This is a genomic window from Gemmata obscuriglobus (assembly GCF_008065095.1).
In the GTDB taxonomy this organism is placed as follows: domain Bacteria; phylum Planctomycetota; class Planctomycetia; order Gemmatales; family Gemmataceae; genus Gemmata; species Gemmata obscuriglobus.
On the sequence record NZ_CP042911.1, the window covers coordinates 6,093,641 to 6,114,362 of the forward strand.

Here is a 20,722-nt window from a genome sequence, read left to right on the forward strand (position 1 = left end):
GCGCAACGCGAATTCGATATTTGAAGCGACCGCTCACGGAGTGAGCGGACCACACTCAGAACCACGGCACGGGTACTCCACGCCCACTTGAAACTACTGGGTTCCGGCTCTCTGGTTTCAGTCCGCAAGCCGTCAAGTCGAAGATCAACTCGCATGGAGCGAAGGTCTTCAACTTGACGGCTTGCGGACTGATTCACTTTACGCCTGAACGACACCCACTCACCACCAATCACCAGACAATCACCTTGCCAGTTCTGCATGGCATCACGGGACCTCGATTTACACCTACCGCAGCGTCACCCCTTCCCGAGCACGAGATCGACCGCCCAGCACCCGCGGACGTGTTCGCCCGGCTCGCGACAGTGGTTGAGGATGTCGTCGGAGGTGCAACCGGCGTCCTGAAGCGCGTCCGCCAGGATGGGCATCGCACTGAAATCGCGCGACTCATACATCTGGTGGGCGAGGGCAACGGCGGTGTCGGTGCGCCACTCGGGGACGAAAATGATGGGGCGGAAAGGGTTACCGAAGATGTCACGAAGCGGCTCTTCGAGCAGCAACGCGCGATAGGCGGACAAGGCCGGGTCGTATGGCTCGTGCCTGTCCAAAGTCATCAGGGCGTTGGCAAAGTAGGCGGCGGCGGTTTCCGATGTGCGTCGCGAGTCGGGGCGTTGCCCTCGCAAGTTGCGGAGGGAAGTGGAGTCGTCGATCCAATCCGCCGTTCGTCGCTGCCCCTCGGCCGCTTCCAGGCGAAACGCAGCGCCTTCGCTCGCGTACTCCAACCGCTCGTACCCTTCGTCGCGCTGCGCCTGGCCGTCGGCGTACCGCTCGATCCAATCGAGCGCGTCGCGGATCGCCCGCTGTGTCAGAAGTGGCCCATGCCCCCGGCAGCACGCTACGCCGTATAGCCACAATTTCCGGTCACCGGGAGGGCGGTTCAGATATCTCAACAACTGAACCGGAGTACCGGCCAACCATTCGGCCTCGCTCATCGCCTCTCCCCGGAACGACCGCGGCCGGGTTGCCCCGGCCGTTCGTCGGTGCTTCGGCCCCCGGTCAGCCTTGTGGGCGGGCCGCGGCGTTCTTCTTCGCCTTCGGCGGGCCGAGGATCTCCTGCAGCACCACCGCCATCGCCACCCCCTGGCCGCTTCCGAGTAGCACGGTCAGGTTCTTGCCGAAGTTGGTTTTCGCGAGCGGCCGCGGGCGGTTCGCGAACCGCGTCACCTTCGTCGCGGGCGCGCCGGTGGCCGAACTCGTCTTCAGCACCTGCGCGACCGGCAGCTCTTCGATCTGCGCGGCGACCGGGGCGGCACGCGTCGGAGCTTGCGGGGACGCACTGAACCCGCCGCCCGCCGGCATCGGGTCGGCGAGTTCCGCGATCACCCGCGTGCGCGGCTTCTCGGCCGCCGGTCTGATCGGCTGAACCACGGGGGTGACCGGCGGGGACGAGCCGGGCGCGGCCGGCGCCGGGTCCGGGCTCATCGCGGCCTTGCGGCGCAGCCGATCGATCTCCGCCAGGAACCGGTCCATGTCCGACGCGGCCGGCTTCACCGAGGTGCTGCTGCTCGTCTCGGTGGTCGGGGTCGCGCGGACCGGGCGGGCGGTGGGGCGCTCGGCGCGCTCGTCGTCGCGCTCGGACCGGCGGCGCCGGTCGCGCTCGGCCCGTTCGTACCGCTCCCGCTCCAGCCGGCGCTGGTTGGCGGTTTCCTGCAAGTTGTTCAGGAACTTCGCCACCGCGCCCACGACGGTCGAGATGATGACCAGCGTGATGATGAGCCAGAAGCCGTTACCCATTGCGAAACCCCGGAGCAGAGTAAGAAGGGGGGCGGGGCCGGAGCGAACCACAGAGGTGCCGAGGCGCGCAGAAAGGCGTGATGGGGAGAATGCCGTTCAACGCTCCCTCTCTGGCCTTTCTATGCCTCAGCGTCGCTGTGGTTCGCTCCGGTTTTCCCTTCTGCACTTAACGGCCCGACCCGCTCTGCCCCTCGGCGCCGCCGGTCATGGTGGCGATGTTGTTCCGCATCAGCGTGTCGGACTGCACGTTCTTCATGTTGTAGAAGTCCATCACGCCCAGGTTCCCCTTCTGGAACGCGTCCGCGATGGCCTGCGGCACCTGTGCCTCGGCCTCCACGACCTTCGCGCGGTTCTCCTCGACGAGGGCGCGCATCTCCTGCTCGCGGGCGACGGCGGCGGCGCGGCGCTTCTCGGCTTCGGCCTGCGCGACCCGGAGGTCGGCGGCGGCCTGGTCGGCCTGGAGCTTCGCGCCGATGTTCTCGCCGACTTCGATGTGCGCGATGTCGATCGAGACGATCTCGAACGCGGTCTGGGCGTCGAGCGCGTTGTGCAGCACGGTCTGCGAAATCATGCCGGGGTTCGCCAGCACCTCCTTGTGGTCGTGGGCGGAACCGATCGCCTTCACGATGCCCTCGCCGACGCGGGCGATGATGGTCTCTTCCGTCGCCCCGCCGACCAGCCGCTCCAGCTTCGTCCGCACGGTCACGCGGGCCTTCGCCAGGAGCTGAATGCCGTTGCGGCACACGGCGTCGAGGAACTGCTTGCCCTTCGCGGGGTCCGGGCAGTCGATCACCTTCGGGTTCACGCTCGTGCGGACCGCTTCCAGCACGTCGCGGCCGGCGAGGTCGATGGCCGCGGCCGTGCGCCACGGCAGGTCGAGGCCGGCCTTGTGCGCCGCGATCACCGCCGTGGCGGTCTTGGGCACGTTGCCGCGGGCCAAAAAGTGCGACTCGAGTTCGCCGGTGGTGACCCGCACGCCGGCCTGCACCAGCGCGATCTTCTGGCGCACGATCATCGCGTAGTCGACGTTCCGCAGCTTCATCCCGACGAGGCTCCCGATGCCGATGTCGGCCTTCGTGAGCAGCGCCTGGATCCAGAGCCGGATGAAGCTGAAGAACAGGAACAGGAACACCACGAAGATGAGGGCCGCGACCAGCGCCACCACGATGATGATGATGCTGGCGGTGCTGATGTTGTTCGGCCCGCCGTCCTTGCCCGCGTCCTTGCCGAACTGGGCGAACAGGGCGAGGGCGGGCGCGAGCGTCGTCGAAAGCGTCACGGGTGCTGGTCCTTTCGGTTGTCGGGCCGGTCCCGGACCGGCTCACCTGGGCCTGTGTACGGTCGCGGGCGCGCCGCGGTTCAAATCTTATCGAGGCCGATGTCGAAGTCGTCGAAGTCGTCCCGCGGGCGCGTCGGCTCTTCTTTTCTGGGCTCCGCCGCCCGGGGCTGTTCGCTCGCCGGCGCTACCGGTTTATTGATGGGAGCGGCGGGGGCGGCCGCTTCCAGGTCCGACACGTCCGGCACCGACTCCAACTCGCGGACGATGACCTTGCCGCCCTTCACCTCCACGCACCGCACCCACACGCCGGCGCCGAGCATCATGCCCTCGGTCATCGCGTCCACGCGCTTCCCGTCGAACTCGACCGACCCCGAGGGGCGCATGGGGGAAACGGTTCTGCCGGTCCGGCCCTTCAGTACCGGTTCTGCGGCCGCCGCGGCCTCCGTGCGAGAGCCGTCGAGGGCGTTGTCGAGCGACATCCGGCGCCACGCCGAAACCGCCACGAACCCCGCGGCCGGCAACCCGACCGACAGGCCCCCGAGGGCGACGAGCGCCTCAATGGTGGTGCCATAGTACAGGATGACGCCGACCGCGAGCGCGAAGAAAACGAGCGCCCCGACCACCAAGACGCCGCCGGTCGGGATCAGGATCTCGGCGAGCAGCAGCCCCGCGCCGAGGGCCATCAGGACGAGTGCGATGGTCAGGTAATCCATGGCTTCGAGTGCGGAATTCGGAGTGCGGAACGCGAAACCGTAACAGCCGCGGAATGCGTAAGAGCGGAATCACTCCCGTTCTGGGTTTTATTCCGCGTTCCGAGTTCCGCACTCCGAATTCTCAGACTTCCTTGACCACGATCCGGGTGCCCTCGACGGCGATCACCTGAACGCGGGCGCCGCCGGGGACGAACCCGCCGTCGGACACCACGTCGACGAACTTCTCCCCGAACCGCACCACCCCGGCCGGGCGCAGGGCGGTGCTCGTGGTCCCGATCGCGCCCATCAGCTCGGCGGCCTCGCTGGCCCCGGGCAGTTGCGCTTCGGCGGCCTCGGGCAGATCGCTCGGCGGGCTCAGCATCATCCGGTTGGCGTACGGCACCTGGGGCAGGAACCGGCCGATCAGCAGCGCCGCCACCATCGCGCCCATCATCGCGAAGAGGTAGGTCGAGATCCGCACGCCCAGGTTCACCCACTCCGCGCTGTTCTGGGGCACCCGGTCGATGGTGACAACGCCCAGCCCGGCGAGCATGAAGAGGATGCCGCTGATCCCGCACACCCCGAACCCCGGCAGCACGAAGATCTCCAGCCCGACCAGCACCAGCCCGAGCAGGAACAGCAGCAGCGCCAGGACGAACATCTCCCCGCTGAACCGGGACTGCGACCAGAACACCAGGATGAAGCACAGCGCGGCGACGATCCCGGGGACCGTCAGGCCCGGCACTTTCAGTTCCAGAATGAGCCCGATGAAGCCGATCATCACCAGGATGATGGTCACCGCCGGGATGCGCAGGAACTCGGCCAGCCGGTCCAGGATGCCCGGGTCCGGGCTCTTCGCCTCTCCGACGCCGTACAGCGCGCACACGTCCTTCACGTTAGTGGTCGGCACCAGGAACCGGGCCACCCCCAGCTCGGCCGCGAGCGTCGCGGTCAGCTTCAGCGGCACGGTCCGCGGCTTGACGACCTTGTCCTCGTCCCACGCGCCGGCCTTCTTCTCGGTCTCGAACTGCTCCCGCGTGAACAGGCGGGTCTTGTTGCGGTCGTTGCCCTTGCCCTTGGCCCGCACGACCTCGGTCTCGCGGTCGAGCAGCCCCTGGATCAGCACCGGCGAGTAGCCGCGCTGGGCGGCCAGGGCCATCAGGCTCTCCGCCTGCGCGGCGCGGGTCGACGGCTTGACGGTCCGCAGGTACTGCTCAAAGTTGCCGAACTCGGCCTCCTGCGCCTCGGCGTCCGTCGGCTTGGTCATCACGATCTCGGAGCACCCCAGCGCGACCACCGCCGCGGCGTCCGGCGCCGCCTCGGGGACGAACGCGACGATCTGGAGCGCGTCCTCGCCGGTCTGGGCCGCGGCCAGATCCTCCGCCAGCCCGCGGGCGGCATCAAGGTCGGTGCCGCCGCACCGCAGCACCAGCACCAAGAAGTTCCCCTTCTTCTTGCGGACGTCGCGGATGACCCGGTTGACCGACTCCCGCATCGCCCCGTCCACGTCGCCCGTCAGGGTCCACTGGTACGGGTCGGGGACGCGCCCGGCGAGCGGGTCGCCGTTGATGACCGCGGGCGGCAGGTTGTACAGCTCGGCCACCTCCGCGCGCGACTCCGCGGTGCCGTCGGCCAGCCCCACGGACTTCGCGGCGTCGGTCGGGTAGGTCGCCAGCTGGCCGTCCTGAACCTTCGTTACTTGCTCGACCCCGACCACCTGTTTGAGTGACGCCTCGTCGTTGCGGTCGGCGTAGCGGGTGGCGCCGGTCTTCGCGTCCTTGCCGCGCACCAGCGACACCTTCGGGTCGAACATCTTCTGCACCACCGGCCAGCGGTCGTCGCGGTTGAACCGGGTCTTGTACGCGACCTGTTCGGACGCGTCGAGCGGCGGCACCCCTTCCGCGGCCACCGGCCCGACGGCCGCGCCCTTCGCCATCAGCACCTCTTTGCAGGCGATGACCGGGAGGACGGTGTGCCCGCTGACGGTCCCGCGGACGAACGCCACGGTCCGCACGCCGGCCAGCCGCGGGGCGCTGAGGAACTTGGCCAGGTCGGCGCAGGGGCCGAAGTTGGGGGTGAGTGCGGGCTTCCCGTCGGGGTTGAAGTCGAGCACCAGGGTGGAGATCCGGCGCTCCTCGTTCTTCTCGTTGACCCGGGCCGCCACCTGGTTCTCGATGCGGGCGACCGTGTCGCTGGTGATCGGGGTCTGGACCGTCACGAACATCGCGTCACGAACCGCCTCCTGGGCGACCGCCGCGGGGGCGGTCAGGAGCAACCCGACGAGGGCCAGGGCCCGGAGCCCCGTGAAGCGGTACAGAGATGCGCGCATCGTTCGTCGTTCCTTTTGGTGCGCGTAAAAGGCGCGCCACCCAGGCAGATTATAACGCCCCTACGGTAGCACGCCAAAGAACGTTCTCGCGCCATTCCGCGCAACCGCGGGACCGCGGCGCGCCCTTCGCACAACCGCACGCCGACATTACCTGATTCGCCCAGAGAGCCCGTTTCTCCGCCGCGCCGGACCGATTGTGCCGAGTTTAGCGAGTTAATATGCGCAGTCTGAGATGAATAGTTTGATTCCGCGTCTGCGCGGGGATTGCGGGAACAGAACAGTGGTATTAGGTTTATGGAAGATGGCGAAGATGGGCTGTTAGGTTGTGCGGACGGGATCGGCGGTGCGTGTTCGGAGCTGACCCGGGGTGGCGTGACGTGTCGTTTCTCCTCACGGACGGGGGCGGGAACGGCCGATTGGGGTGGCGTCATGCGCAGGGTGGTAATCTCGGGCTTGGGCGTCGTGGCTCCGAACGGGGTCGGCAAAGACGCGTTTTGGCAAGCTTGCGTGGACGGGCACAGCGGGATCGGGCCGATCCGCTCGTTCGACGCCTCCAACCACCCGATCGGGGTGGCCGGTGAGGTATTGGACTTCGATCCCGAGCCGTTCATCCCCGACAAGTTCCGCAAGTCCGTCAAGGTGATGGGCCGGGCGGCGCGGTTCGGGATCGGCGCCGCGGGCCTGGCCGTCGCCGACAGCGGCCTCGACCTCGCGGCCATCAACCCGGAGCGGCTCGGGGTGGTGATGGGCACCGGGCTGGTGCCCATGGACCTGGGCGAGCTCGCGCCGCTGCTGGCCCGCGCGTGCCAGGAGGACGGCGAGTTCGACGCGACGAAGCTCCCGGACCCGAACCGGCCGGACTCGCCGCTGTTCCCGCTGTGGCTGCTGAAGTACCTGCCGAACATGGCGGCGGCGCACATCTCGATGGCGTTCAACTGCCAGGGGCCGAACAACACGGTCGTGACCGCGTGCGTCGCGGGCACCCAGGCCGTTGGGGAGGGGTTCCGGCTGATCGCCCGCGGCGACGCGGACGTGATGCTGTGCGGCGGCGCCGACAGCCGCATCGACCCGCTGATGCTGCTGGCGTACACGTCGCTGGGGACGCTGAGCAAGTCGAACGGGCGCGCCCCGGAGGAGCGGTCGCGGCCGTTCGACCGGCTCCGCGACGGGTTCGTGATCAGCGAGGGCGCCGCGGTTCTCGTGCTCGAAGACTACGAGCGGGCGAAGGCCCGCAACGCCCCGATCTACGCCGAGGTCAAGGGCTGGGGCAGCACCTTCGACGCCTACTCCGTCACGAAGCCCGACCCGGAAGGGCGCGGGGGCGCGCGCGCGATCCAGGCCGCGCTGACGGAAGCGGAAGTCGACTTCCGCGACGTCGGGTACATCAACGCGCACGGCACCAGCACGAAGCTGAACGACCTGATGGAAACGGCGGCCGTGAAGCGGGTGTTCGGGGACCACGCCCGCGAAGTACAGTTGTCGTCGATCAAGTCGATGATCGGGCACTCGATCGGCGCGAGCGGCGCCATCGAAGCGGCGGCGCTCGCGATGAGCCTGAAGACGCAGGTGTACCCGCCGACGATCAACCTGAAGAACCCGGACCCGGGGTGCGACCTGGACTACATCCCGAACACGGCGCGCGAGGCGCGGGTGCGGTACGGGCTCTCCACCAGCTTCGGGTTCGGCGGCCAGAACGGCGCGCTGGTGATGGCCGCGGTCTGAGCGCGGCGTTACACCAGCTCGACACGAGCGCCGTAGCGCTCGACGAGCCGCTGGTGGTAGGCCCCGGCCGCCGCTCCGCTGCTGCTCACGTACAACCGGTCGATGTCGCCCAGGTGTGGCGAGTCGGCCAGCGCGGTCGCCGTGCGCGGGGTCAGCGCCAGCCCGCGGCCGAGGTCCAGTTCGCGGAGCCGCGCCGCGGCCGGGAGCTTCGACAGCCTTTCGACGAACCCGTCGGCACCGACACCGATCCACGCCTTGATTCCAACGAGTCGTGGGAACCTGTCACTCGCGATCAGCGCGAGTAGCGATTCCGCCGACAGCGTGTTGTCGATTTGCAGGTACTCCAGGTGCGGCCACGGGCGCCCGCTCAGCAGCACGCCAATCGCGTCAGCCTTATCCCCCGCTTTGAACGTCAGCCACCGCAGCGATTCCGTCAGCGGCGACTGGACGAGGCGGCCCAGCGCCGGGGGTTCCAGCTCCGCATCAAACAGCTCCAGCCGCCGCAGGTCGCGGAGCGCCGGACGGTCGAAGAACGCCTTGGCCGGTCGCCCGGTTGATAGGTGCCCCCACACCGTGAGTGAAAGCAGCTCCTGCGGCCCGCCGGTCAGGGACTTCCAGTGCGCGGCGGCCCACTGGCCCGACACGGCGAGTTCGCGGAGCCCCGGCACCCCCGGACCGGCAACCAGTTCGGCCACCGCCGGGTGCGCGCCGTGGCAGTTTCGCACCTCGAGCGTGCGAAGATCCGGGCGCGTGCCGCCGAGGAGCGCCTTCAGCCCGTCGCCCCCTAGCGCCGCGTGCCCCCCGAGCCGGATGGCGGTGAGCCGCGACACCCAGTCCGCGCGCCCCAGGGCCGCCGCCCCGGCGGGCGTCAGCTCCGGCGCCGTCAGGTTCTCTCCCGAAAGCGTAAGCTCGCGCAGCGCGGGCAGGTTCGTTTTCCGAGCGAGGACGAAGGCCTGCTCGTCACTGAAATCGGAACCGGTCAGCGACAGCACCTCGAGACGCGGCAGGTGCGCGGACCGGACCAGGCGCTCCAACCCGCCGGACGGGACCGGCCCGTTCAGTTCCAACCGGGTGAGGTCGGCGCGGGCCGCCGTCTCGGCCAGCGTGCGGTAGATCGCCGGGCGCAGTTCCGCGGGGCAGAACCGGCCGAGTTCCAGCCACAAAGTCCGCAGGGCCGGCAGCGCGTCGGTCGTCAGCAGCCAGCGCCGGTCCCCCGCGCTCGGGTCGAAGTAGAACCGGGCCGACGCGATCGGTCGGTGCGCGAACCAGTCCCGGGCGCGCGCTTCGGGCACCGGGTCCAGAAAGGCGGTGGCCCCGCCCGCGAGCCCGCGGCTCGGGACGAAGAACCCGGTCGGGAACCCTTCGGCCGTTCCCGGCGCGCCGGGCGCCCGGCACCACCTCGTACCGAGTTCGCGGAGCAACCGGCCGCTCCGAACGCGGTCGGCGGCGTACCCGTCGCCCCACGGGGGCGTGCGCGCGAGCCGGCACTGGGTGCGGATGAGGTCCGCGTGCGCGGGCTCGGCGTTCTCTTGGAGCCAATCGGCGTACACGAGCCGCGCGGTGTCCTCGTGCGGGTCCGCCAGGATCGCTCGGTACAGCGCGACCTCCTCGGGGTGTGCCATGCGTGCCTTCCCACTTCAGTGATGCCCGCGGGTATTCTCGCACCCGTGAGCACCGCTGTCACGCGATGACGCCCCGCGCACCCGTTCCGGTCCCGTGTTGCAGTTGCCGGCTACGAAGTGGGGCCGGACCTCAACGAGCCCGCGGCGTGAAGGGGCACCGTGTGCCCCTTCACGCCGCGGGCTCGTCGAAACAATGTGTGACCGCAACCGGATCCGGGCACGCGCTACGCCAGATCGAACAGGAGCACTTCACCGTTACCCGATACGGTTACCTCGCGCTCGTGTTCAACCGCGACCGCGTCACCCGCGACGAGTTCCTTGCCGTTGACGGTCGCCGTCCCGGTGGCGACGTGGACGAACGCGGCGCGGCCAGCAGCCAACTCGTGACGGACGCCCTCCCCGCGCAGCTTGGTCTGGTACACGCGAGCGTCCTGGTGAATCGTCAGCGAGCCGTTCGCCCCGTCCGGGGACGCCACCAGCGCCCATTTCCCGCTCTTGTCGGTGTCGGTGAACACCTTCTGCTGGTACCCGGGCTTGTGCCCGCGGCGGTCCGGCAACAGCCAGATCTGGAGCAGGTGGACGGGCTCCTCGTCGGACGGGTTGAACTCGCTGTGCGTTAACCCGGTGCCGGCGGTCATCGCCTGCCACTCGTTGGCCCGGATCACTTCGCCGTTGCCCATGCTGTCGGCGTGCTCGAGCGCCCCCGACAGCACACAGGTCAGGATCTCCATGTCGCGGTGCGGGTGCGTGGGGAACCCGCCGCCCGGCGCGACCCGGTCGTCGTTAATGACCCGCAGCGCGCGGAACTGGTGGTGCTTGGGGTCCTGGTACTCGCCGAACGAGAACGTGTGCCGGCTGTCGAGCCAGCCGCCGTAGCGTGTGACCCCGCGGTCGGTCCCTTTACGAATCGTGAGCATTGGTGAATCCAGTGGCGCCCCGAGGTCAGGTGGGGCACCAGGGGATACCGCGGGCAGAGGTGCGACTTTCAGACCGGTGCCGGGCCACTCACGCACAATGCGCCCCCCGGGTGGGGGGCCGTACTCCCGGTGCCGTCTTCGGCCTGCGCAACACGACGTTTATAGCGACAGTCGTCGTGCCGAACCGGAGATGTCACCGGGCGCGGCGGGCAAGTTACAACGTGCCCGGTGGCGGCTACTTCGTGACCTTGAACAGTTGCGCGCCGGTACGGATGTAGAACGCGCCGTCGGCCGCGGCAACCCCGTACACGATCGGGTCGCCGTACTCACCGCCGGGCGCATCCTTCTTGTCACCGGGCGCGTCTTTCTTGCCACCGGCCGGCGTCGGTTTTGCCTTCGTTTCCCAGAGCTTGTTCGATGCGATCTGATCGAACTCCTTGCCGGCCTTCAGCACGCTGGTGGTGCCGTCCTTGCCGAAGAAGTACACGTGCCCGCCGGCGCCGACCGGCGAGGCCCAGCACGCGCCGTCGGTGCGCTCGGCGAACAGCTCCTTGCCGGTCGCGAGGTCGTGCGCGTACACCACGCCCACCTGGTTCACGAAGTACGCGACGCCTTCGTACCCCAGCGGGGTGGCGTAGTTCGAGACGCCCGCCCTTGCGGCCCACGCGGGTTCAAACGTCGGCTTGCCGTCCTTCGAGACCAATTTCAGGCACCCGTTGCTCTTGGCCCCGGCGGGCGATTCCTCCTTCGACCGGCTCGTGCCGCCGCCGAACAGCACCCGGTCGCCAATCACCGACGCCGACGGGATCGTGTTCCCGACCACGTTGTCGAGCTTCCACAGTTCCTTGCCGGTGTCGGCGGCGTAGCCGATCACCGTACCCGCGCTGCTAGCGATCACCTCGGGGCTCCCGTTCCGGGTGGCGACGACGGGAGACGCCCAGCCGCCCTTCTGCTCGCGCCCCACCTTCCATTTGTTTTCGCCGTCCACCTTTTTGACCGCCAGCAGGTACGACGGCCCGCGGTGGTCGATGAGAACGAACACGGCGTCTTCGGTCTGTGCCAGCGAGCTGCCGATCCCGTGACCGCCCTGGAACTCGCCGTACTCCTTCACGAGGTCGCGCGCCCAGCGCACCTTGCCGGCGTGGGTCAGCGCGATCAGGTTCCCGCCCTCGAAGAAGCAGTACACCCCGTCCGCGTCGACGCACGGGGTGGGGGCGGCGCGGCTGATGGTGTAGCTCCACTTTGCCTTCTGAGTGGGCTCGAAGGTGTGCCGCCACTTCTCCTTGCCGGTCTTGGCGTCGAGCGCGACCACGTACCCCTTTTCGCGGTTGTCCCCTTCCACGGCGGTCAGGTAGACGGTGCCGTCCCACACCACCGGAGAGGACTGGCCGTAGCCGGGCAGGTCCGCGGTCCACGCGAGCCCGTCTTTGGGACCCCACGCGGTGGGGTACGCGCCTTTAGCAACGGACTCGCCGGTGCCACGGAAGCCGGGCCAAGCGTCGGCCGCCGGGGCGGACAGTGCGGTCGAGAGTGAGAGCGTGAGTACGAGTGCGGCGCGCATGAGCGCCCTCCGGGTAACGGTTCGCTGCGGTCTGCGCAGCGCGGCAGTAGGGTGCAAGCTACTCGAATAACTTAGTTATACTAAATTAAACGCATATGCATAGTGCTGAGGCGGAAATGTGGATGCCGGAGGCGCGGTGCTCAAACTGATCGCCCCGCGCCACGCGCAAAAGCAGCCCGCACGATCTGATTCACGACCCGGCTGGTGGTATCTGTTTCTTGTGGCACAGACATTCCTGTCTGTGCAGGGCGATAAGGCCGCACAGACAGGAATGTCTGTGCCACAAAGACAAAAACCAAAACAGACAGCACCAACCGGATTGTGAGTGAATGAGGTCACCGCGCGGTCATCAGGTCGTGCATTCCGAACCCGAGCGCGAGTGCGACACACGCGCCAAACAACACCAGGGCAAACCCGAGCTTGCGCGTGGCCTTCAGTTGCCACCACATGAACACACCCGAAACGCCCCAGAAGACCATCACGAACGCCATCACGTCCACGATCACGGCCCAGAACCACCGCGCGTTCGTGCTGCCCGGGAACCCGTGTGCCGTGTGCAGGCGGGTGAGGAACCGGCGGGTCGAAAGCTCCTCCGGCGGCGCCGGCGCGCCCGCCGACGCCCCGTTAACGGTGCCGCTCTGGGCGTTGTAAGTGACGGTCCACACCTTCTCGCCCTCGGACATCCGGAACGTCAGATCCGGGACGCTGGTCACGGTGAGTTCGTCCGTCGGGAACCCGGTGCGTTCGAGGACGGTGCGCGCTGCCGATTTCACCCGCTCGTGGAGCGGTTCCGGGAGCTGAAGACCGGTCTGAGGCGGAGCGGCCGACGGGGCCGGCTCACCTTTCGAGCCCCCGCCGCCTTTTTCCCCGCGTTCCCCGCGCCCGCCACCCTTCTCCCCTCGCCCGCCCCCGCCTTTTTCTCCGCGCCCGCCCTTCGTGCCGCTGACGGCGAACGGGGCCTTCTCTTCGCTCTTGGGCTGCGCCGCTACCGCGTTCCTCGATCGCACCGTGCCGCCGGCGCTGTTCACGTCGATGGCGATGTTCACGTCCTGCCCCTCGGCCTTCGCCGTGGCGAACGCGAGGTCGCGTGTGTACTTCGCCTTCTCCGGTTCAACGAGGGTGTAGGCGTGCTCGCCTTTCGCGCGCTCGTTGAGGGCCGCGACCACCTGGGCCGCCAGTTCCGCGGGCTTGGGCGGCGCTTCCATCGGCGTGCCCGCCAGCTCGGTCGCGCCGAACGAGACCGACGGCGCGTCGCTGAACGCGGTCGGGTGGTTGAACAGGAACCCGGTGAAGCCGTACAGCACGGCCCAGGGCAGCAGGAACAGCCCGAGGTACAGGTGCGCCCGGCGGACGACGTGCATCACCCGCTTGCCCAGCGGGCGGCGCTTGACCTGCGGGGCCGGGCGGTCGTACCCGGCGCCCGCGTCGGGCGCGGGCGGTTCGGCAACACTCATCGTTTGCGCTCCGAAAGTTAGTAGTCGTTGCCGATCACTTCGCCGCCGTTGCGGCTGCCCAAGGCCCGGTAGGTGGCCATTGACACGCTCTCGCGAACGAACTTCACCGACCCGTCCCCGAACACGAAGTTGCAGCCGCCGGTGTGGCTGCTGCGGAACCCGCCGAGGGCGGTGTTCTTGTACCAGGCGCTGTCCGCGTTCGTGTTGAGCGCCGAGGGGGCCGCGGCCGTGCAGGTCACGGTGCCGGCTTTCATGTTCAACGTGGCCGCGGGGCCGACCAGCGTCTTGAAGTTCATCGGCGTGTGCGTGGCGCCCTCGTTCGCGTCCGCCCCCGGGTGCGGGAACACGTAGTTCGTGTTGCCGGTGAACGGCCCGGTCAGCGCCGCGCCGGTGTGGATGTTCGTGCCGCTCACCCAGGTGCTGCCCTGAATGGTGTAGTGCTTCTCGCCCGCAAGGAACGTGTTCGACAGCCCGTCGGTGACGCTGGCGAACGTGAGGTAGCGCAAACTGCCCGCGGCCGTTGTGTTGGTCGCCGGCGGGGGCACGAACGCGGAGACGAACATCCCGTCGTCCTCGGTCCAGCGCTGCTTCGTGCCGGTCCCGGTCTGGATGACCGCGCCCGAGCCGTCGGTCATGTAGCTGAAGTTCCCCCGGGACGCGACGTAGCTGCTGTACGAGTTGTACCCGGCGTTCTGCGGCACCGGCATCGAGGGGCAGAGGTAGGTCGGGATCGGGTTGCTGGTGAGGGTCCGGTTCGAGGTCACCCCGTCGGCGCCGACGGTCGCGTCGCTGTAGCTCTTGGTGCGGTCGTACTTGCTGGCGTAGGCGTCCTGCTCGATGTACGGCAGGATCAGGAGGAACCCGCTGAAGTGCTTCGAGGTGATCCCGTCCGGCAGAACCGACGGCGCGTACGAGCCGCCCTCGGAGTGCCCGTTCGGGGCGAAGCTGAACACCGGCAGCTTCTGCACCGAATCGTGATAGTTGTGGACCGCCAGGCCGAGTTGCTTGAGGTTGTTGGCGCACTTCATCCGGGCCGCCGCTTCGCGGACCTTTTGCACCGCCGGGAGCAGCAGGCCGATCAGGACCGCGATGATCGCGATCACAACCAGCAGTTCGATCAGCGTGAAGCCCTTCTTCGCGCGCATGGGCGCCTCTCCTTTTGGGGAGTGAGAGCGGAGCTGCGTCACTGCGGGTTGGTGAGCGTGCGGCTGGTGGGGGCCGGTCGCGTCCCTGGAGCGGTGCCTGAGCAAGCTCACGGACACGACCCAACCGCATAATGACGGCTGGGGCGCGTCGACCTTGTTGAGACAAATTCTCAATAGGACAGCTTTACATTATCTGCGGATTGGATACTGTCAACATTCGAGCAGGAAATATCGCACTGAAACGCTCCGGGTTCGGTGGACCGGGGCGTGGGTGCGGGGTGGCGCGTGAAATTGCGTCTCAGTTCCAAGTGGTGAGAAGCTACCGATGAGCGATAAAGACCCAGAGGATGACCGCGACGAACCTGCTGCGACGGGCGGGTCCGAGCGGACCATCCAGGCGGACGAATTGTTCGCGGGCAAACGTGAGGTGTGGATCGAGCTGGAAGGCGTGCGCTACCGGTTACGGATCACACGCCGCGGCAAGCTGATTTTGCAGAAGTGAGAATGACCTTGTCCGCGAGAGGGGCGTTTCCGGACCGCTGACAACGTCATTCTCACTTCTTCTTCGCGGTCACGACGCGGGGGTTCTTCCCCATGTCTTTGATCGTCGGGCCGAGTTCGAGTTCCGGCTGTTCGGCGATGAGCGCCCGCACGGCGGCGTCCTGTTTCCAGCCGATTTCGAGCAGAAGCGACCCGCCCGGTTTGAGGAACGGGCCGACGGCCGCAGCGATCCGCCGGTAGAACGCGAGCCCGTCCGGTCCGCCGTCGAGGGCGACCCGCGGCTCGTGGTCACGAACGTCGGGTGCCAGTTCCGCGAACTCCGACTGTGCGATGTACGGCGGGTTGCTCACGACGAGGTCGAACGTTACCCCGGCGGGCAGCGGCGCAAAGAGGTCGCCCTGAAGGAACGTCATCCGATCCGCCACGTTGTTCTTTATGGCGTTGCGCTTGGCCACCGCAAGGGCGTCGGGCGAGACGTCGGTCGCGGTAACGTGTGAATCTTTCTTTTGGTGCGCCAGGCTCACCGCGATGCACCCCGAACCGGTGCCGATATCGAGGACGGCAGGAGCCGTGAGCGGTTTGAGCCGCTTGAGCGCCTCGCCCACGAGGGTTTCGGTATCGGAACGCGGGATCAGGACGGCCGGGTCCACATCGAAGTTGAGGAGATAGAACCCGCGCGAGCCGACGAGGTACGCAACCGGCCACCCGGCCAACCGTCGCGTGATGAGTTCCTTGTACTTCGCCCGTTCGGCGTCGGTCGGTTCCTCGTCGAACCGCATGGTGAGGTAGGTGCGGTCCGTTTGCAGGACGTGTGCGAGGAGCAGTTCCGCTTCGAGTTTGGCCGCTTCAACGCCCTTCGTTTTGAGAAAGTCCGTGGTCCACACGAGCAGCGCGCGGACGGTCCAAACGGTCGGCGTTGGCGGGGGCATGAGTCCGTTCTCGGCAAGATTGAGGGCGTTGGGGCATTATTGCGAATGCCGCGCCGCCGTGACAGACCGGTTTGGTGAACGGCCGTCGCGTTCTGTGCTGCGACGGATTCACTCACCGGCAGTCGGATCGAATGCACGAGCCACCCGGACCATCACTCCGGCCATGAACCCCATCGCGGTCAGCACGAGAATTGCAGAGACCGTACCCGGTTGCCCCAGAAACACGAACAGTTCGCCGGACCATACCCGCTTCGGCGCGGTCGGCGCATCGCGCCGGTCGAGCAGCGCCACTTCATCCGCGCGCGGCTTTAAGACCTCTGACGGCAGTGTTGCCTTTTCCGGCCCTTTTCCCTCGGCGGCTTTCATCTCGTAAGGCAAAGCGTCCTCATCCTCATCGGTCCGGCTTTCCCCACGGTCAAGCGAGCGCGGGGAATCGGCCGGGTCGCGCTCGCGCGGGAGCGGCGGGGCAAGCGGTTTCGGAGGGTCGTCGTCGGCCACTTGCGCTTTCACACGCTTGCGCGGCGGCTTCGGCGGATCGTCGTCCGCGATCAGCACGTTGTACCCCACCAGTTCGCCGTCCGGAGTGTTAATCGGCTGGAGGTCACTCGGCTGAGTCGCGAGCGCGACTGACTCTTCAGATTCCTTGACGCGGGCGCGTTTCGCCGGCCCCGGTTTGGGTTTCTTCTTCCGGCGCCGGAGCAGGTCTTTTGTGAACAGCAGCGCGAACGCCAGCCGCCCCAACAAGCGGGCATAGAGGAGCATCGTAACCGCCAGCAGCGGCATTCCGACAAAGAGCAGCGGGTACTCACCTTTGGTCAGAAACGCCCACTTGAATGCCACCCCGAACACCGCGTACACGGGCACCGTCAACACGAAGAAGCCCGCCGTTACCGCCGGCTTCTGCGCCAACCGGGCGAACACGTCCGCGTTAAGGGGCACCCACGCGGTCGATGCGCTCAGCGAAGCGAGCTGGCTCACCGGGTACAGAGCCCACATCACCAGCAGCGGGACCACGAACTTCAGCCAGGGTTCGCTCGGCCCGACCGCCCGGCTGATCAGGTAGGCCGGTCCGGCCCAGAGTCCGATCAGCCACGCGAGGTAGAACACTTTGAGGAAGTTGTCGGTGAGCGCCTCGCCCTGCCAGGGGATCTCCTTCGCGCCCGCCGCGGTGCCTTCCAGCACTGACAGGTAGTAGTTCGCCGCGCAAAGCAAGAACAAGAACCCGAACAGTGTGCTGCCGACCAGCGCGGGCACAAATATCAGAGCCTCAAGACCCACCATCTGTACACCCCGAAACGGCGCGCGAGGGCCGCAGACAGCATACGGACGCCGGCCCGTGCGCGTCGTTTCAGTGCCGCACTCCGCGGCCTCAACAGGCAGCGCGTGGCGCGAACGAAAGCGGCTTCGCCTTCACGGCCGCCGTGCCGCAGAGCGCGACGGGGCGGCGCCACGCAAAGCAATTTCTTTGGTGCCAAGAAGCGCGACCGGGCAAACGGCACACAGAGAAGCCCGCGGCGGAGCAACCACCGCGGACCGATCGCCCCGCGCCGCCCGCGCGGGTGAGCGGAGCGCAACCCGGCGTTGCGACATCAGAGTTGTAGGCGCTCCGATTCGACCGGGTGAGCGTGGCCCGGGCCGACTTCAGTCGTTTCAGGTTCCAGGGTCCAAGTTCCAAGTGGAGTCACGAGCGACACGAATCGCCGGCGCCTGTGACGAGTTGGGTTCCGACTTGGAACTTGGAACCTGGAACCTGAAACGACTGGAATCGGTCTACGGCCCGCGGCCCTCGCCTCTCACACCATGGCCAGTTCGAGGCTCAGCTTCTTCGCGTCGGCGGCGAGCTTGCGCACGTCCTGCGTGATCCGCATCGAGCAGAACTTCGGGCCGCACATCGAGCAGAACTTGGCGCTCTTGAACACGTCCTGGGGGAGCGTCTCGTCGTGCATCCGGCGCGCGGTCTCCGGGTCCAGCGACAGCTCGAACTGCCGGTTCCAGTCGAACTCGAACCGGGCCTTCGAGAGCGCGTCGTCGCGCTGCCGCACGTCCTTCCGGCCGCGGGCGATGTCGCCCGCGTGCGCCGCGATCTTGTACGCGATCACGCCCTGGCGCACGTCGTCCTTGTTCGGCAGCCCGAGGTGCTCCTTCGGGGTGACGTAGCACAGCATCGACGCGCCGGCCTCGGCCGCGAGGGCCGCCCCGATCGCGCTCGTGATGTGGTCGTACCCCGGCGCGATGTCGGTCACCAGCGGCCCGAGCACGTAGAACGGGGCGTCGTGGCACAGCTCCCGCTCCTTCTCGATGTTCATCTTCACCAGGTGCATCGGGATGTGGCCCGGCCCCTCGATCATCACCTGGCAGCCCATCTCCCACGCCTTCAGCGTCAGGTCGCCGAGCGTCTTCAGCTCCGCGAACTGCGCCTTGTCGTTGGCGTCCGCGAGGCACCCGGGGCGCATCCCGTCGCCCAGCGAGAACGTCACGTCGTACCGCCGCATGATCTCGCACAGCTCGCCGAAGTGCGTGAACCACGGGTTCTGCTGGTGGTGCGCCACCATCCACCCCGCCATGAGGGACCCGCCGCGGCTCACGATCCCGGTCACCCGGTCGCTGGTGAGGGCCACGTACTCCAGCAGCACCCCGGCGTGGATCGTCATGTAGTCGACGCCCTGCTTGGCCTGGTGCTCGACCATGTCCAGGAGCATGCGCGGGGTGATGTCGCGCGGGTCCTTCACCTGTTGAATGATCTGGTACGCCGGGACGGTGCCGATCGGCACCGGGCTCTCGTCGATGATCGCCTGCCGGATGCCGTCGATGTTCCCGCCGGTCGACAGGTCCATCACGGTGTCCGAGCCGAGCTCGACGGCAGTGCGGAGCTTCTCCAGTTCGTCCGCGGCCTTGCCGGTGACGGCCGAGTTGCCGATGTTCGCGTTGATCTTGCACTTGGCCGCGACTCCGATGCACATCGGCTGCAGCTTCTTCGACAGGTGCACCACGTTCGCCGGGATCACCATGCGCCCGCGGGCCACTTCGGAGCGGACCAGTTCCGGGTGGAGGTCCTCGCGCTTCGCGACGAACTCCATCTCGGGCGTAACGATGCCCTTGCGGGCCGATTCCAGTTGAGTCATGGAAGACATGCGGGGTGCGGAATTCGGAACGCGGAACAAACGACAGAAGCCGTAACGTCGATGCGGAGCGGAACGCCCGAAGGGCTCTCGCTCCGAATGCTGCGCTCCGGATTCCGCGGTCCGCGGTCCCAGTATCGCCTTCTTGGACGGCATAACCCGCCCAAGTTCGAAGGGTTTGCTCTCAGCCCGCGCAACCGGCGCGGGCACCCCCGGCGATGCCGTTCGTTGTAGCCGGTTTGCCCCGGCCGTTCAATGAGAACGACCCCGCGATGCGTTGCATCGCGGGGTCGCGTCGGGGCGTCCCCCATACACCCCGACTCTGACCGGCCGGCCGTTAGTAGCGGATGCCGGTCGTGAACTGGATGTTGATGTTGTGGATGTTCCCCTGGATCGGCGGCACCAGGTTGGTCCAGTCGTGGCCGTACTCGACCCGCACCCCGTTGGTCCAGATCCACGCCCCCACCGGGATGTCGAAGGTGGTGTGGACGCCGGTGAAGATGCCGTGGAACACGTTCTGCCGCCGGGCGTAGCCGTCGACCTCGGTCAGCGGGTTCACGTCCACGGAGGAGGTGCCGTACCGGCCCCCGATCCACCCGCCGACCCGCCAGTTGGTCCCGTTCTGCCCGCCGGTGCTGCCGTTCCCCAGGAGCCACACGTCGCGACCGATCGCGTAGTTGAAGCTGGACCGGCGGATCCCCCGGATGCCGCTCAGCACGAGCCGGTCCGGTTGGGGCTGAAGTTCCGTGACCCCGTCGTTCGGACTCGGGTCGGCCGCCGGGGTGCGGAGGAACAGGTTGGTCGGCGACTGCGCCCCCTGGCCGCGGTTGTAGGTGTAGCTCCCGCCGAGGTCGATCGTCCACGCGGCGGTGTGGGTGGCGTCGAAGAACAGCGTGCGGACCCCGCCGCCGACCGTCCAGCCGACCGCGTTCAGCCGGTCCGGGAGGCCGTTGCCGATGGTGAAGTTCAGCCCGGTGAAGCTGTACAGCTCGTACCCGATCCGGCCGTCGCGGCCGAGCGGGCCGCAGCACCCCGGGCCGTCGACGTAATACGGGCTGGGGTAACTGCCGGGCGGGTACGCGGGCTGGGTCGCCGCCGGTTCGCCGTCCAACCACCCCGCCGGCCCGGCCCCCGGTGGCGCCTGCATCTGCTGCAGGCTCGTCACGCCCGCCGGCGTGCGGACGGGCGGGGCCGGAGGCGGGACCTCCGGTTCGGCGGCCGCAACCGGCCGCACCGACGGCACCAGTGAAGAATAGTCCCCGAACCCGGCCGTTCGGGGCTGCGCGACGACCGGTCCGGTGCCGAGCGCCACCACGAACCCAGTCAGCAGGAAGCGCGTGCTAGTCATTCGCCCCTCGCAAGCCATTGCGAACACGAAGGTGGCGACCGCAGACAGCTCGATCCCGACCCACGTCACAACTTCTATCGGCTGGCGCCCGGGCAAACTTTAGCGGCTCGAACGATTAGCACGAATGTATCGAACAGATGGTCTACGCGGCCATCCCGGCTTGTGCCACCAACGTCACTCACCCACAGTGCCACGACACGTTCCCGCCTCGAACGAGCGGGCCGCGGATCCGGTCCCTTGCAACGAAGGCAGAAGCTCGGGAGGGCATCGGGGTTTGGTGCTGTCGGCCGGACCTGCTATAAGTGGTTCAGCA

The 20,722-nt window shown here is 67.8% G+C and carries 16 protein-coding genes; 2 read left to right on the forward strand and 14 right to left on the reverse strand.

Features of this window, described 5'->3' with window-relative positions; all coding sequences use genetic code 11:
* Positions 1-296: 296 nt before the first annotated feature.
* The 5 genes from GobsT_RS39960 to GobsT_RS25550 form a co-directional block, all read right to left on the reverse strand.
* Complete coding sequence (locus GobsT_RS39960; RefSeq protein ID WP_010040309.1) at positions 297-989, reverse strand: hypothetical protein; 693 nt, start codon at positions 987-989, stop codon at positions 297-299.
* A 64-nt stretch (positions 990-1,053) separates the two neighbouring features.
* Complete coding sequence (locus GobsT_RS25535; protein WP_010040307.1) at positions 1,054-1,791, reverse strand: hypothetical protein; 738 nt, start codon at positions 1,789-1,791, stop codon at positions 1,054-1,056.
* A 166-nt stretch (positions 1,792-1,957) separates the two neighbouring features.
* Positions 1,958-3,070: a flotillin-like protein FloA gene (gene floA, locus GobsT_RS25540; protein ID WP_010040305.1), complete on the reverse strand. Its 1,113-nt coding sequence runs from the start codon at positions 3,068-3,070 to the stop codon at positions 1,958-1,960.
* Between the two features lie 80 nt (positions 3,071-3,150).
* Entirely contained in the window at positions 3,151-3,783 is a 633-nt protein-coding gene (locus GobsT_RS25545; protein WP_010040304.1) for an NfeD family protein, read from the reverse strand.
* 121 nt (positions 3,784-3,904) lie between these two features.
* Positions 3,905-6,091 carry an NfeD family protein gene (locus GobsT_RS25550; protein ID WP_010040303.1) on the reverse strand — a complete coding sequence of 729 codons (2,187 nt, stop codon included), beginning with the start codon at positions 6,089-6,091 and terminating at the stop codon, positions 3,905-3,907.
* Positions 6,092-6,520: 429 nt separating this feature from the next.
* Here GobsT_RS25550 and GobsT_RS25555 point away from each other — a divergent pair, with 429 nt between their 5' ends.
* Complete coding sequence (locus GobsT_RS25555) at positions 6,521-7,813, forward strand: beta-ketoacyl-[acyl-carrier-protein] synthase family protein (protein ID WP_010040302.1); 1,293 nt, start codon at positions 6,521-6,523, stop codon at positions 7,811-7,813.
* An 8-nt stretch (positions 7,814-7,821) separates the two neighbouring features.
* On the opposite strand, the gene GobsT_RS38965 is transcribed toward GobsT_RS25555, so the two are convergent.
* The 5 genes from GobsT_RS38965 to GobsT_RS25580 all read right to left on the reverse strand — a co-directional run bounded on the left by GobsT_RS38965 (position 7,822) and on the right by GobsT_RS25580 (position 14,512).
* Positions 7,822-9,435, reverse strand: coding sequence for a TIGR02996 domain-containing protein (locus GobsT_RS38965; RefSeq protein ID WP_010040299.1), 1,614 nt, complete (start codon positions 9,433-9,435; stop codon positions 7,822-7,824).
* Positions 9,436-9,659: 224 nt separating this feature from the next.
* Positions 9,660-10,352, reverse strand: coding sequence for a pirin family protein (locus GobsT_RS25565; RefSeq protein WP_010052632.1), 693 nt, complete (start codon positions 10,350-10,352; stop codon positions 9,660-9,662).
* A 235-nt stretch (positions 10,353-10,587) separates the two neighbouring features.
* Positions 10,588-11,913, reverse strand: a complete 1,326-nt coding sequence (locus GobsT_RS25570; RefSeq protein WP_010052630.1) for an outer membrane protein assembly factor BamB family protein — start codon at positions 11,911-11,913, stop codon at positions 10,588-10,590.
* A 335-nt stretch (positions 11,914-12,248) separates the two neighbouring features.
* On the reverse strand, positions 12,249-13,367 hold the full coding sequence (locus GobsT_RS25575; protein ID WP_010050441.1) for a PepSY domain-containing protein: 1,119 nt from the start codon (positions 13,365-13,367) through the stop codon (positions 12,249-12,251).
* Positions 13,368-13,384: 17 nt separating this feature from the next.
* Positions 13,385-14,512, reverse strand: a complete 1,128-nt coding sequence (locus GobsT_RS25580) for a DUF1559 domain-containing protein (RefSeq protein ID WP_010050440.1) — start codon at positions 14,510-14,512, stop codon at positions 13,385-13,387.
* 325 nt (positions 14,513-14,837) lie between these two features.
* Here GobsT_RS25580 and hemP point away from each other — a divergent pair, with 325 nt between their 5' ends.
* Positions 14,838-15,014 carry a hemin uptake protein HemP gene (hemP, locus tag GobsT_RS25585; protein ID WP_010050439.1) on the forward strand — a complete coding sequence of 59 codons (177 nt, stop codon included), beginning with the start codon at positions 14,838-14,840 and terminating at the stop codon, positions 15,012-15,014.
* 52 nt (positions 15,015-15,066) lie between these two features.
* On the opposite strand, the gene prmC is transcribed toward hemP, so the two are convergent.
* The 4 genes from prmC to GobsT_RS25605 form a co-directional block, all read right to left on the reverse strand.
* Positions 15,067-15,942: a peptide chain release factor N(5)-glutamine methyltransferase gene (gene prmC, locus GobsT_RS25590; RefSeq protein WP_010050436.1), complete on the reverse strand. Its 876-nt coding sequence runs from the start codon at positions 15,940-15,942 to the stop codon at positions 15,067-15,069.
* Between the two features lie 108 nt (positions 15,943-16,050).
* Complete coding sequence (locus GobsT_RS25595) at positions 16,051-17,223, reverse strand: hypothetical protein (RefSeq protein WP_109570876.1); 1,173 nt, start codon at positions 17,221-17,223, stop codon at positions 16,051-16,053.
* Between the two features lie 512 nt (positions 17,224-17,735).
* A complete protein-coding gene (gene thiC / locus GobsT_RS25600) occupies positions 17,736-19,103 on the reverse strand; it encodes a phosphomethylpyrimidine synthase ThiC (protein ID WP_417936345.1) in 1,368 nt (455 codons plus the stop codon).
* A 295-nt stretch (positions 19,104-19,398) separates the two neighbouring features.
* On the reverse strand, positions 19,399-20,409 hold the full coding sequence (locus GobsT_RS25605) for a hypothetical protein (protein ID WP_029601172.1): 1,011 nt from the start codon (positions 20,407-20,409) through the stop codon (positions 19,399-19,401).
* Positions 20,410-20,722 lie beyond the last annotated feature (313 nt).